Here is a 13342-nt window from a genome sequence, read left to right on the forward strand (position 1 = left end):
ACGGACCCGCCGCGACAGCCCTCCAGCTTACGTCGCGAAATACCGACCCCGCAACGCGCAGGCCTGCCTCCGCTCGACTCGCGCCAAGCCGGCGCTCAGTGGAAGAAGTGGCGCTCCCCGGTGAAGAACATCGGGACGCCCGCTGCGGTCACGGCCGCGATCACCTCGTCGTCGCGCACCGAGCCGCCGGGCTGCACGATGGCCCGCACGCCGGCGCGCAGCAGCACCTCCGCGCCGTCGGCGAACGGGAAGTAGGCGTCGGAGGCGGCGACGGAGCCGGCAGCCCGCTCCCCCGCGCGGCCGACCGCCAGGTGGCAGGAGTCCACCCGGTTCACCTGGCCCATGCCGATGCCGACGCTGGCCCCCTTCGCGGCGAGCAGGATCGCGTTCGACTTCACCGAGCGACAGGCTCGCCAGGCGAACGTCAGGTCGGCCTTCGTCGACTCGTCCACGCTGTCGCCGGTGACCTGCCGCCAGGCGTGCGGATCGAACCCGGTGAAGCGGTCGGGCTGCTGCACGAGCACACCGCCGGAGACCTGCTTGAACTCCTGCTCGGGCAGCGCGAATCCCTCCGGCAGCCGCAGGATGCGCAGGTTCTTGCGTCCGGCGAGCACCAGGAGCGCCGCCGGCTCATAGTCCGGGGCGACGATCACCTCGGTGAAGATCTGCGCGACGGCCTCGGCCATGCCGAGGGTGACCGCGCGGTTCGCGGCGATGACGCCGCCGAAGGCGGACACTGGATCGCAGTCGTTGGCCTTGCGGTGGGCCGCGGCGATCGGGTCGGGGGCGTTCGCTCCGGCGACCGCGATCCCGCAGGGGTTGGCGTGCTTGATGATCGCCACGGCCGGTTCGGCGAAGTCGAACACGGCCCGGATCGCGGCGTCTGCGTCGACGTAGTTGTTGTAGCTCATCTCGCGGCCGTGCAGCTGTTGCGCCTGAGCGAGGCCGGGCCGGCCGGGGACGGTCAGCCCGGCAGGCCGGAGGAGTGACGCCGCCTGGTGCGCGTTCTCGCCGTACCGCAGTGGGGTCGCGTCGAAGCGGTAGGAGCCGGCGACCTCGGCTACGGGGTCGGGATCGGGGTCGGGGTCGGGGTCGGGGTCGGGATCGGGGTCGGGATCGGGGTCGGGATCGCCGTCGCGCCGGAACCAGTCGGCGACCGCCGCGTCGTACTGGGCGATGCGGGCAAAGGCGGCTGCGGCCAGGCGGCGGCGGAGCGCCGGCGTCGTCCCGCCGTCGCGGACCGCCTGCACCACCTCCGCATATTGGCCGGGCTCGACCACGATGGCGACGTTCGCGTGGTTCTTCGCCGCCGACCGCACCAGGGCGGGTCCGCCGATGTCGATCTGCTCGATCACCGCGGGCTCGGCCGCGCCGCTCGCGACGGCCTGCTCGAAGGGGTACAGGCTGGAGACCGCCAGTTCAAAGGGTGCGATGTGCAACTCGTCCAGCTGCGCGCGGTGCGCCGGCCGGCGCAGGTCGGCCAGTAGGCCCGCATGTACGGCGGGGTGCAGGGTCTTCACGCGCCCATCCAGCGACTCCGGGAACCCGGTGACCTCGGCCACCTCGGTGACGGGCAGGCCGGCATCGCGCAGGGCGGCCGCCGTGGAACCGGTGGAGACCAGCTCGACGCCCTCCGCCGTCAGTGCCGCGCCCAGCTCGACGAGGCCGGCCTTGTCGCTGACGCTCAGCAGCGCTCGCCGGACCGGAATCCGGTCGCGCTCGCCAGCACTCATGCCGCCGCTCATGCCGCTGCCGCCGTGGCGGGGTCGATCCGGCCCTGCGCGATGCCGGCCAGCACGTCGGCCAGCAGACGCCGCTCCACCTGCTTGATGCGGTCGTGCAAACTCGCCTCCGTGTCGTCCGGGTGCACGTCGACGCGCTCCCGGGCCAGGATCGGGCCCGTGTCGACGCCGTGGTCGACGACGATGACGCTGGCGCCGGTGCTCGTCGCTTCCGCCGCCAGGGCGTCGCGCACGGCGTGGGCTCCAGGGAACTCCGGCAGATAGGCCGGGTGGGTGTTGATCAGCCGTGGGGCAAGCGCGTCGACCACCGCGGCCGGCAGCAGCCGCATGAAGCCGGACAGCACGACCAGGTCGGGTTCCCAGATGCGCACTGCCGTCAGCAGGGCGGTTCCCCACGCGTCGCGGTCGGGATACCTCGGGTAGAGGGTCAGAAAGGTGGGCACGCCGAACTCGTCGGCGTGCACCAGGCCGTCCGCCTCCCGATCGGCGCCGACCGCCACCACGTGCGCCGGGAACGCCGGGTCGTCGCAGCGCTGCAGCAGGGCCCGCAGGTTGGAGCCGCCGCCCGAGATCAGGACGACGACGCGCAGCACGGCCAGCAGCCTAACGAGCGGGGTCGTCCCTCCGCCTGCTCGGCCGCGTTCACTCCCTTCTGCCTGCTCGCCCTGCGCCTACTCGATCTCCATCCGCTCGTCTAGGGCTGCTGGTCCATCCGCCAGGTGACGTCGCCGGGGGTCGCCGCGCGGCCGCGCATCCCCGTGACGAGACCGAGCACGGCGGGGATCGCGATCTCGAGCGCCGCGACGCAGCCGACGAGCAGCGCATCCGGCCCGGCGACGGCGAGCCGGCCGGGCCCCATCGCGCCCGACGCCGCAGCAGCGAGCAGCGCGAGCAGGGCGCCGCCGACCAGGCCGCCGAGCAGGCCGATGCCGAGCAGTCGCAGGCCGGGCAGGGGCCGTTCGGAGCGTCGCGCGGTCAGCACTCCGACGACGAAGCCGGCGACGATCGGCACGAGCACGACGGCCAGATCGATCGGCGCCGAGCCGGTCGGCAGCGCCCCGAGGATGGGCAGCGACGGCACCGGCCCAAGATGGGTGCCCAGCGGACCGATGGAGGAGCCGGCGCCCAGTGCGAAGCCCGGACCGACCAGGAAGGCGACCGCCCAGACCACCGTCGTGGGCAGCAGCGCCAGCTGGACGGCGGTCAGGGCGAGGCCGCCGGTGGCGCCGGCGTGCACGGACTCGAACAGCGAGACGACCGCGGGCAGCGAACCGATCAGCAGCACCGCGACCGCGAGCGCGGCGGCGGCCACGACCGCCGTCGCGGCTCCGAGCCCCAGGCGCACCGCATCCGCGAGCGCCCCTTCGGGACGGAGGGCGCCTCGCCCGAGCAGCGCACCCGGCAGTGCGGCCGCGGCGTACAGGATCGCCGGCAGCGCGATCGCCTGCACGGGGTCCGGCGCGGCGATCGGCCGGGACGCGGTCAGCAGCAGCAGCGCGGCGAGGGATGCGACGGTCGCGGTGCCCACCAGCACGACGCCACCCGGTGCGACCGTGCGGCGGGCTCGTCGACCGGCGCGCAGGCCGGCCAGCACCGTGACGAGCGCCGGTCCGAGCGCCGCGATCGTGACGGTGAACGGGGCGACTCCGGGCGGCCGGAACGCGATGTCGACGCCGTGGCCCACGAACCACAGGTCGGCGGCGGCCGAGTAGTACCCCGTCCAGCCCGGCCGGGCACCGGCATCCACGGCCCAGACCAGCAGCGCGACGACCACCAGCACGGCCACGGGCACCAGTAAGGTCAGGGCCGCGTCGAGCACGCCGACGAGCAGCGCGGTGCCCCGGCCGACGCGCTGCGCGCTGCTCGGCCGCGTCGCGCTGTCGGCTCCGGGCACGTGGTCCGCCCCGGTCGCCCTCGTCGAAGCGGTGGTCTCGGTGATGCCCCCGACGGTAGGCCGCCCGGCGCCGGGCTCGCGCCTCCCACTCCGACTCCGTCGCCTCCGGCGCCGTCCCGTCAGCAGGACCAGGTCCAAACAGCAGGCTCCTGGTCGACCACCGACCTGCTGTCGGGACCCTGTCCTGCTGTCCTGCTTGGTCCTGTTTGGAATGTCGAGCGCCTGGCGGAGGCCGGGGTCCCGGGTTCGACGCACCCGCAGCTCGGGCCGGCCGGGCCCGGGCGGTGAGCGGCGGGGTCAGGCGGCGAAGACCTCGCGCATCAGGGCGGCGGTCTCGCTCGGCGTGCGGCCCACCTTGACTCCGGCGGCCTCCAGGGCCTCCTTCTTGGCCTGCGCGGTGCCGGCGGAACCGGAGACGATGGCGCCGGCGTGGCCCATGGTCTTCCCCTCGGGCGCCGTGAACCCGGCGACGTACGCGACGACCGGCTTGGAGACGTTGGAGCGGATGAAGTCCGCGGCGCGCTCCTCGGCGTCGCCGCCGATCTCGCCGATCATCACGATCGCCTTCGTGTCGGGGTCCGCCTCGAACGCCCGCAGCGCGTCGATATGGGTGGTACCGATGATCGGGTCGCCGCCGATGCCGACCGCCGTCGAAATGCCGATGTCGGCCAGCTCGTACATCATCTGGTAGGTCAGGGTGCCCGACTTGGAGACGAGACCGATCGGGCCGGGGCCGGCGATCGTCGCCGGGATGATGCCGGCGTTCGACTTGCCGGGGCTGATCACGCCGGGGCAGTTGGGGCCGATGATGCGGGTCGCCCCGCCCTTCGACTTGGCGAGCGCCCAGAACTCCGCGGAGTCCTTCACGGGGATGCCCTCAGTGATGACCACGGCCAGCGGGATGGCCGCCTCCACCGCCTCGACGACCGCGGCCTTGGCGAATGCCGGCGGCACGAAGATGACGGACACGTCGGCGCCGGTCTCGATCATCGCCTCCGCGACGGTGCCGAAGATCGGCAGGGTGGCGTCGCCGATCTGCACGGTCGTCCCGGCCTTGCGCGGGTTGACGCCGCCCACCACCTGGGCGCCGGAGGCGAGCATGCGGGTGGCGTGCTTGGTGCCCTCCGAGCCGGTGAGGCCCTGCACGATGATCTTCGAGTCGGCGTCCAGCAGGATCGACATGACAGGTGTCCGTTCGGTTGAAGGCTGGGGAGCGAGGCGGCGCGGGTCGGCCGTCAGGCCGCGGCCAGCTCGGCGGCGCGGTCGGCGGCGGCGTCCATGGTGTCCACGACGGTGACGAGCGGATGGGCGGCATCGGCCAGGATGCGGCGGCCCTCCTCCACGTTGTTGCCGTCCAGCCGCACGACCAGGGGCTTGCTGGCACTGTCGCCCAGCGTCCCCAGTGCGCCGACGATGCCGTTGGCGACCGCGTCGCACGCGGTGATGCCGCCGAAGACGTTGACGAACACGCTCTTCACCTGCGGATCGGACAGGATCACGTCGAGGCCCGCAGCCATCACCTCGGCGGACGCGCCGCCGCCGATGTCCAGGAAGTTGGCCGGCTTCACCCCGCCGTGCCGCTCCCCCGCCTGGCTGACCACGTCGAGCGTCGACATGACCAGGCCGGCGCCGTTGCCGATCACGCCCACCTGGCCGTCCAGCTTGACGTAGTTCAGGTTGCTGGCCTTCGCCTTCGCCTCGAGCGGATCGGACTCGGCCGCATCGACCAGGTCGGCGTGCTCCGGGTGCCGGAAGTCGGCGTTCTCGTCCAGGGAGACCTTGCCGTCGAGGGCGACGATCTCGCCGGACTCGGTCAGCACCAGCGGATTGACCTCCACGAGCGTGGCGTCCTCGTCGCGGTAGACGGTCCACAGCCGTTCGATCACCACGGCGACGCCGTCGACGAGCTCCTCCGGGAACTTGGCGGCGCGAGCGATCGACGTGGCAGTCTCGGCGTCGATGCCCGCGATCGGGTCGACCTCGATGCGGGCCAGTGCCTCCGGCCGCTCGACGGCCAGCTCCTCGATCTCCATCCCACCCTCGTAGGAGGCGAGGGAGAGGTAGGAGCGGTTGGCGCGGTCGAGCAGCACGGAGAAGTAGAACTCGCGGTCGATCCGGGCACCCGCGGCCACCATCACCCGGTGCACCGTGTGCCCCTTGATGTCGAGGCCCAGGATCTGCTGCGCCGCGGCGACCGCCTCGTCGGGACCGTGCGCGACCTTGACGCCGCCGGCCTTGCCACGGCCGCCGACCTTCACCTGCGCCTTGACGACGACCGTGCCGCCGAGCCGCTCCGCTGCAGCGCGCACCTCGTCCGGCGTGTCCGCCACGATGCCCGCGAGCACGGGAACCCCGTACCGCTCGAACAGGTCGCGGGCCTGGTACTCGTACAGATCCATGTGGCGCTCCTGACGGGTCGAAAGCCGCCGCCGAGCCTAGCCCCGCGCCGCTGGACGCCCTCCGCCGCATGTGGGGCGATGACCCGTCTGTGCCTAGCCGTGTGTGACTACCCGTCAGGGCCTACCCTTCAGCGCCTACCCTTCAGCGCCTACCCGTCAGCGCCTACCCGTCTGGGATCAGCCGCTTGCCGAGGCCCGACGCTCCATCGGGCGCGTAGCCCAGCCGGTCGTAGAACGCGGTCACGGGCTCGTTGCCGGAGCGGATCTGCACGTTCACCTTCGGGCACCCGAGCGCGAGCAGCCGCACTTCCACCTCGGCCATCATGCGTCGCCCCAGTCCGCACCCCCGCAGGTCGGACCGAACGGCGACGTAATAAACCCAGCCCCGGTGCCCGTCGTAGCCGGCCATCGCGGTCGCGGCGACGGCGCCGTCGTCGGCGACCAGGAACAGCTCCGGCTGCACCAGGCGTTTGCGGGCGATGTCGCGGTGCGGGTCGTTCCACGGCCGGACGAGGCCGCACGCGTGCCAGAGCGCCACTACCTGCTCCTCGTCCGAATCGGCGAAGGGGCGGAGCTCGGCGCTCACTCGGCGATCGAGCATCAGAGCTTCTCGATGGGCGCGATCTTGATCAGCAGCCGCTTGCGCCCGGCGCTCTCGAAGAGCACGTCGGCGATGCGCTTGGCCGCGACGCCCGTGACCGCCTGCACGCGGCCCTCGCCGAAGTCGACGTGCCGGATGCGGTCGCCGATCGCCAGTTCGAGGTCGCCGTTGTCGCGCACCTGCGCGGTGACGCGGTTGGCCCACTCGGCCTTCGGCTTGGCCGACGCCCCGTCCGCAGCAGCCCCTCGGCCGCCGCTGAAGGAGAGGCTGCCGACCGCCCGCCGGGGCGCCGCCGCCCCGGGTCCGGCCATGCCGGGCGACTGCTTCCAGTCGATCAACTCCGCCGGCACCTCGGCCAGGAACCGGCTGGGCGACGAGACGGAGGTGTCGCCATAGCTGGACCGGGTCATCGCCAGGGAGAGGAACAGCCGCTTGCGCGCCCGCGTGATGCCGACATAGAAGAGGCGCCGCTCCTCGGCCGGGCCGCCGGGCTCGTTCGCCGACATGCGGTGCGGCAGCAGCTCCTCCTCGATGCCCGTCACGAACACCGCGTCGAACTCCAGCCCCTTGGCCGTGTGCAGCGTCATCAGGGACACGGTGCCGCTGGCATCGTCCAACTCGTCGACGGCCGCGACCAGCGACACCTCGGTCAGAAAGTCGATCAGCAGCCCGTCGGGATTGTCGCGCTGGAACTCCTTGGTGACCGCCAGCAGCTCCTCGATGTTCTCCAGCCGCGCCTCGTCCTGCGGGTCGCGGCTGGCCCGCAGCGCGTCGACGTAGCCGCTCTTCTGCAGCAGCAGCGCCAGCACGTCGAACACCGGAATCGGAGCCGCGTCCTGCGCGGGCGGCACCGTGAGCACGGTAGCCGCGTCGAGCAGTTCGGACAGCTCGGTGATCGCGCCGGTCACCTTGGGCCCCAGCCCCAGCTCGTCCGCATGACGCAGCGCGTCGCGGAAGGTGATGCCGTGGTCGTCGGCGTAGCCGGCGATCTGCGTCTCGGTGGCCGGCCCGATGCCCCGCCGCGGCGTGTTCAGGATGCGCCGCACCGCGAGCGAGTCGGCCGGGTTGGCGACGGCGATCAGGTAGGCGAACGCATCCTTGATCTCGGCCCGCTCGTAGAACTTGGTGCCGCCCAGGATGCGGTACGGCACGGCGCTGCGGATGAAGATGTCCTCCAGCGCCCGGGTCTGCGCGTTGGTTCGGTAGAAGACCGCGATGTCGCGGTACTGCGTGCCGTCCCGGTGCAGCTGCTCCACCTCGTCGGCGACGAACTGCGCCTCGTCGTGGCCCGAGTACCCGGTGAAGCCCGTGATCTTGGCTCCGGGACCGCCGGTGGTGAACAGGTTCTTGGCGATGCGGTCGAAGTTATTGGCGATCACCGCGTTCGCCGCATCGAGGATGGTCTGCGTGGAGCGATAGTTCTGCTCCAGCTTGACCACCCGGGCGTCGGGGAAGTCGTGCTCGAACTCGACGATGTTGCGGATGTCCGCGCCACGGAACGCGTAGATGGACTGGTCGGAGTCGCCCACGACGGTGAGTGCGGCCGGGCCGATCCCGTCGGTGCTCGTCCCACCGGCGCCCATCCCAGTAGCGCCGCTGCCGGCCGGTGCCTTGGTGAGCTCGCGGATGAGGGCGTACTGCGCGTGATTCGTGTCCTGGTACTCGTCGACCAGGATGTGGCGGAACCGCCGCTGGTACAGCTCGGCGATGTGCGGGAACGCCCGGAACAGGTAGACGGTCTGGCCGATCAGGTCGTCGAAGTCGAACGCGCTGGCCGCCTGCAGCGTGCGCGTGTACTGGCGGAAGATCTGGAGGAACATCTCCTCCTTCGGATCTGCCAGGTTGGCCTCGCGCGCGAAGGTGTCGGCATCGACGAGCTCGTTCTTGAGCCGCGAGATGCGGGCAAGGGCGCTGGGCACCGAGAAGCCGAACACGTCGGCCTGCAGTTCCTTGATGATGCGCTTGACGAGCGCCCGGCTGTCGCCCGCGTCGTAGATGGTGAAGCTCTTGGCGTACCCGAACGCTTCGGCCTCGCGGCGCAGGATGCGCACGCACGCGGAGTGGAAGGTGCTGATCCACATGCTCTCGGCCTTGCCGCCGACCAGCGCCTGCACTCGCTCGCGCATCTCGCGGGCGGCCTTGTTGGTGAAGGTGATCGCCAGCACCTGGCTGGGCCACGCCTCGCGCGTCTCGATCAGGCTGGCGATGCGGTGCGTCAGCACGCGGGTCTTGCCGGAGCCGGCACCCGCGACGATCAGCAGGGCGTTGCCCCGGTACAGCACGGCCTCGCGCTGCTGCGGGTTGAGCCCCGTGAGCAGCGCCGAGGAGGGCTGCACGGTCTGAACCACAGCGGCAGTGTAAGCGGGGGGTCAGACACGGGAGGGCGTCGACGCGAAGGCCGCCCGAGCCAGGTCCGGATGGTCCGTGAAGACCCCCGCCACACCGCTGACGGCGATCTCGCGCCAGTGCCGTGCGTAGTTCCCATGTGTCGCCGGACCGCCCACCGACCAGTGGCGCGGCGGCAGGAATGCGTTCTCGGGACGCAGCGTCCAGACCCAGACGTCGAGCCCGTGAGCGCCGGCACGCTCGACGAGGGAGCGCCGCGCGAGCGAGGTGTGCACGCTCAGCCCCGCGAACCCGGCGAACCCGGCCAGGTCCCGCCGCTGGTCCCGGTAGGTCGTCTCGCTGTCGGGCGGCGTGCCCCACGCCTTCATCAGGGAGATCAGCGGCGCGGACCAGCCGCGCCTCGCCAGGTCGCGCAGCACCTGCTGCTCGAAGCTCTCCACGATGGTGTCGCCGCGGTCGCCCGGCGGCACCTCCGCAGCGAGCAGCTCGTCGAGCGGCAGGCCGCGCTCGGCGAACGCGGTCGCGTGCTTCAACTCCACCACGGTGCGCACGCCGCCGTCCCGAGCGATCCGCAGCACGTCGGCCAACCGCAGGATGCCCTCCTCGCCGTCGTGGGCGGCGCTGCCCGGGCGCAGACGGGGCAGGCGCTCGCGGGCGCGCAACTGCTGCAGCTCCGCCCAGTCGAGGTCGTCGGCGAACCAGTCGCGAACGCGCTTGCCGTCCACGGTGCGCACGGTTCGGCGGTCCGCGAACTGCGGATGGGCCGCCACGTCGGTCGTGCCGGCGAGGCCCGCATCGTGCCGGACGACCAGCTGGCCGTCCCGCGTCGGCACCACGTCGACCTCCACCGCGTCGGCGCCCTGAGCGATCGCCAGCTCGAACGCGGCCCGGGTGTGCTCCGGCCGGTAGCCGGGAGCGCCGCGATGGCCGATGACGAGCGGAGCGGACACGCAATCACGGTAGGAACCCGAAGTGACGCTCCGGTGAACCGGGTGTGTGCGGCGCCCGGTGATGTCGGTACGCCCTGGGCGGACCCGCTCGCCGGATCCTTGCCGAACCCATAACGTGGTCGATGACGGACCCGGGGTCTCGCACCCTAGATTCGTCAGTTCAGGATCGGCACGAGCCGGATCCGCCCCTCGACAAGGAACAGGAACAATGGCGAACCCCGCCCTCTCCAACAACCCGGCCTTCCGGCGCAACAGCACCGTCACGGCCGCCTCGCTGGAAGACCTCTACAACCGCCCCGCCGCCGACCCGGCGGACCTCGGTCGCATGACCTACCAGGACACCGCGGTCAAGACCGTCGCGCTGTTCGCGGTACTGCTCGTGACCGGCGTGGTCGGCTGGATGGTTCCGGCGCTCGCGATCGTCGGTGCGATCGGGGGCTTCGTGCTCGCCTTGGTGAACACGTTCAAGCGTGAGCCGTCCGTGCCGCTCATCGTCGCCTACGCGGCGCTCGAGGGTCTGTTCGTCGGCGGCATCACCGCGATCTTCGAGCGGCTCTACCCGGGCGTCGCCATCCAGGCGGTGGTCGCCACCCTGGTCACCGTCGCCGTCACGCTGGCGCTGTTCGCCAGCGGCAAGATCCGCGCCTCCGCCCGCGCGACGAAGATCTTCATGATCGCGATCATCGCCTACTCCGTCTTCCGGCTGGTCGAGCTGGGCATCCAGCTCTTCGGCGGCACGAACTCGGCCTTCGGTATCTCGAGCAGCGTCACCCTCTTCGGGATCCCGCTCGGGCTGATCGTCGGCCTGCTCGCGGTGGTCCTGGCCGCCTACTCGCTGGTGCTCGACTTCGATCAGATCCAGCAGGGCGTCCGCCGCGGACTGCCCGCCAAGTACGGCTGGACCGGCGCGTTCGGCCTGATGGTGACGATCGTCTGGCTGTACGTCGAGTTCCTGCGCATCTTCGCGATCCTGAACCGCCGCTGACCTTCACGCACACGATGGCGGTCATCACCTTCGGGTGGTGGCCGCCATCGTCGTCTGCTCCCTTTCGCACCCCACCCCAAGTACGGACATCCACCACAACTACGGAGCGACCTCCGTCACTACGGACGATTCGGCACGAACGCGGCGTGTCGCTCCGGATCTCCGTAGCTGGGGTGGGTTCTCGTCACTCCCATTCGATCGTGCCCGGGGGTTTGGACGTGACGTCCAGGACCACCCGGTTGACGCCCGCCACCTCGTTGGTGATGCGGCCCGAGATTCGGGCGAGCAGGTCGTAGGGCACGCGCGTCCAATCCGCGGTCATCGCATCCTCGCTGGAGACCGGCCGCAGCACGACGGGGTGCCCGTACGTGCGACCGTCGCCCTGCACCCCCACCGAGCGCACGTCGGCCAGCAGCACCACCGGGCACTGCCAGATGTCCGCGTCCAGACCCGCGCCGCTCAACTCCTCGCGAACGATCGCATCGGCCCGCCGCAGGGTCGCCAGACGCTCGGCCGTGACGGCACCGACGATGCGGATACCGAGGCCGGGGCCGGGAAACGGCTGCCGCCCGACGATCACCTCGGGCAGTCCCAGCTGCCGCCCGATGGCCCGCACCTCGTCCTTGAACAGGGCCCGGAGCGGCTCCACCAGCTCGAAGTCCAGGTCCTCGGGCAGCCCGCCGACATTGTGGTGGCTCTTGATGGTCGCGGTGCCGCTACCTCCGCCGGACTCCACGACATCCGGATAGAGCGTGCCCTGCACCAGGAACCGCACCGCTGCGCCGTCGTCCGCCGCCTCGGCGACGACACCCGCCGCCGCGCGCTCGAAGGCGCGGATGAACTCGCGGCCGATGATCTTGCGCTTCTGCTCCGGGTCGCTGACGCCGTCGAGTGCGTCCAGGAAGCGCTCGCTCTCGTCGACGACCACCAGCCGCACCCCGGTCGCCGCAACATAGTCCTGCTCGACCTGCTGCGCCTCGTCCTGCCGCAGCAGACCGTGATCCACGAAGACGCAGGTGAGCCGGTCGCCGACGGCCCGCTGCACCAGCGCCGCGGCGACCGCCGAATCGACGCCGCCGGAGAGGCCGCAGATCACCCGCGCATCGCCCACCTGGGCACGGATGCGCTCCACCTGCTCGGCGATCACGTTGCCGCTGTTCCACTCCGGAGCGATGCCGGCGGCGTCGTGCAGAAAGTTCTCCAGCACCCGCTGGCCGTAATCGCTGTGCTTCACCTCGGGGTGCCACTGCACCCCGTACAACCGCCGCTGCACGCTGGCGAAGGCCGCGACAGGAGTCGCGGAGCTGCTGGCGAGCACCTCGAACCCCTCCGGCGCCGACGACACCGAGTCGCCGTGACTCATCCAGACGGTCTGCGCCCGCGGCCCGCCGTCGAGCAGGCTCCCTCCGCCGGTTGGGGCGTCGGCGATGCGGACCGCCGTGGAGCCGTATTCGCGCTGACCTGTTCGCGCGACGGTGCCGCCCAGCTGCTGCGCCATCACCTGGAAGCCGTAGCAGATGCCGAGCACCGGCACCCCGAGCTCGAGGATGCCGGGATCGAGTCCCGGCGAGCCCGGCTCGTACACGCTGGACGGCCCGCCGGAGAGCACGATGCCTGCCGGATTGCGCGCGCGGATCTCGTCGGCCGTGACCGTGTGCGGCACGATCTCGGAGTAGACGTTCGCCTCCCTCACGCGCCGGGCGATCAGTTGGGCGTACTGGGCGCCGAAGTCGATCACGAGCACCGGATTCGCCTCGCCGGACCCCGACCCGGCAGCATTCGCGGGTAGGGACTCGCGGGGCGCCGGCTGCACGCCGAAAGTCTATGAGCGCCCCCGACACCCGTGCGCTCGACGGACCAGGCGCCGCCGGCCGCTGCCACACCGCTTCGGGACTCGCACCTGCGGGCGCCCGGAGGTGCGAGTCCCGACCGGGTGTCCTAGGCGGGTCCGGAGCGAGCCGCGCGGAAGGGCTGGGCCGCCACCCGGTCCCGGGCCGCCGCCTCGCGCTGGTCGAGGTACGCGGTGATCTCGCGGCGCACGCGCCGCTCGGTGAAGAACGACAGCAGCGGGATCACGCCGCCCGCCGCGATCACCAGGAAGCGCGTGATCGGATACCGCATCACGGTGATCAGCACGAAGTCGCTGACGAGGTAGGTCAAGTACAGGTAGCCGTGCACGAACTGCACCACCGCGGAGAGGTTGACGCCCTGCACCCGGTCCCGCGGCACCAGTTGCAGCGGCGCCCCGGGGCCGAACGCCTGCAGTTCATACCCGAGCAGGTATTTGACGACGATCTCCAGGCACAGCACCAGCAGGGCCACGCCTGTCGCGTAGGCGAAGACGCGGTAGAAGGTGAGGCTGCGCCGGATCGTCGGAAAGTCCCGGATCGGGGGCACGCGCGCCATGGCTGCGATGGTACGCGCC

10 protein-coding genes and 1 pseudogene are annotated in these 13342 nt (G+C 71.6%); 1 reads left to right on the forward strand and 10 read right to left on the reverse strand.

The window, feature by feature from the left end; genetic code table 11:
- Window positions 1–95 precede the first annotated feature (95 nt).
- From purH to ACFE7H_RS10940, 8 genes and pseudogenes are all read right to left on the reverse strand, one after another.
- On the reverse strand, window positions 96–1745 hold the full coding sequence (gene purH, locus ACFE7H_RS10905; protein ID WP_375401257.1) for a bifunctional phosphoribosylaminoimidazolecarboxamide formyltransferase/IMP cyclohydrolase: 1650 nt from the start codon (window positions 1743–1745) through the stop codon (window positions 96–98).
- Window positions 1742–2335, reverse strand: a complete 594-nt coding sequence (purN, locus tag ACFE7H_RS10910) for a phosphoribosylglycinamide formyltransferase (protein WP_375401258.1) — start codon at window positions 2333–2335, stop codon at window positions 1742–1744. The genes purH and purN overlap by 4 nt, the downstream gene beginning before the upstream one ends.
- Window positions 2336–2436: 101 nt before the next feature.
- Window positions 2437–3636: a DUF6350 family protein gene (locus ACFE7H_RS10915; RefSeq protein WP_375401259.1), complete on the reverse strand. Its 1200-nt coding sequence runs from the start codon at window positions 3634–3636 to the stop codon at window positions 2437–2439.
- Between the two features lie 297 nt (window positions 3637–3933).
- Window positions 3934–4818, reverse strand: a complete 885-nt coding sequence (sucD, locus tag ACFE7H_RS10920) for a succinate--CoA ligase subunit alpha (protein WP_375401260.1) — start codon at window positions 4816–4818, stop codon at window positions 3934–3936.
- A gap of 53 nt (window positions 4819–4871) precedes the next feature.
- A pseudogene (gene sucC, locus ACFE7H_RS10925) lies at window positions 4872–6038 on the reverse strand (ADP-forming succinate--CoA ligase subunit beta); the annotation flags it as partial.
- 160 nt (window positions 6039–6198) lie between these two features.
- Window positions 6199–6636, reverse strand: coding sequence for a GNAT family acetyltransferase (locus ACFE7H_RS10930; RefSeq protein ID WP_375401261.1), 438 nt, complete (start codon window positions 6634–6636; stop codon window positions 6199–6201).
- Window positions 6636–8984, reverse strand: coding sequence for an ATP-dependent helicase (locus ACFE7H_RS10935; protein ID WP_375401262.1), 2349 nt, complete (start codon window positions 8982–8984; stop codon window positions 6636–6638). The genes ACFE7H_RS10930 and ACFE7H_RS10935 overlap by 1 nt, the downstream gene beginning before the upstream one ends.
- Window positions 8985–9005: 21 nt before the next feature.
- Window positions 9006–9932 (reverse strand): glycerophosphodiester phosphodiesterase family protein, encoded by a 927-nt coding sequence (locus tag ACFE7H_RS10940; RefSeq protein WP_375401263.1) that lies wholly within the window; start codon window positions 9930–9932, stop codon window positions 9006–9008.
- A 208-nt stretch (window positions 9933–10140) separates the two neighbouring features.
- Here ACFE7H_RS10940 and ACFE7H_RS10945 point away from each other — a divergent pair, with 208 nt between their 5' ends.
- Entirely contained in the window at window positions 10141–10917 is a 777-nt protein-coding gene (locus ACFE7H_RS10945) for a Bax inhibitor-1/YccA family protein (RefSeq protein WP_375401264.1), read from the forward strand.
- 184 nt (window positions 10918–11101) lie between these two features.
- Here ACFE7H_RS10945 and guaA read toward each other — a convergent pair whose 3' ends face one another.
- Both guaA and ACFE7H_RS10955 read right to left on the reverse strand, forming a co-directional pair.
- Complete coding sequence (gene guaA, locus ACFE7H_RS10950; protein WP_375401310.1) at window positions 11102–12661, reverse strand: glutamine-hydrolyzing GMP synthase; 1560 nt, start codon at window positions 12659–12661, stop codon at window positions 11102–11104.
- A gap of 194 nt (window positions 12662–12855) precedes the next feature.
- A complete protein-coding gene (locus tag ACFE7H_RS10955; protein WP_375401265.1) occupies window positions 12856–13323 on the reverse strand; it encodes a DUF3817 domain-containing protein in 468 nt (155 codons plus the stop codon).
- Between the last annotated feature and the right edge of the window lie 19 nt (window positions 13324–13342).

The sequence above is a fragment of the uncultured Amnibacterium sp. genome (assembly GCF_964250715.1).
Taxonomy (GTDB): Bacteria; Actinomycetota; Actinomycetes; order Actinomycetales; family Microbacteriaceae; genus Amnibacterium.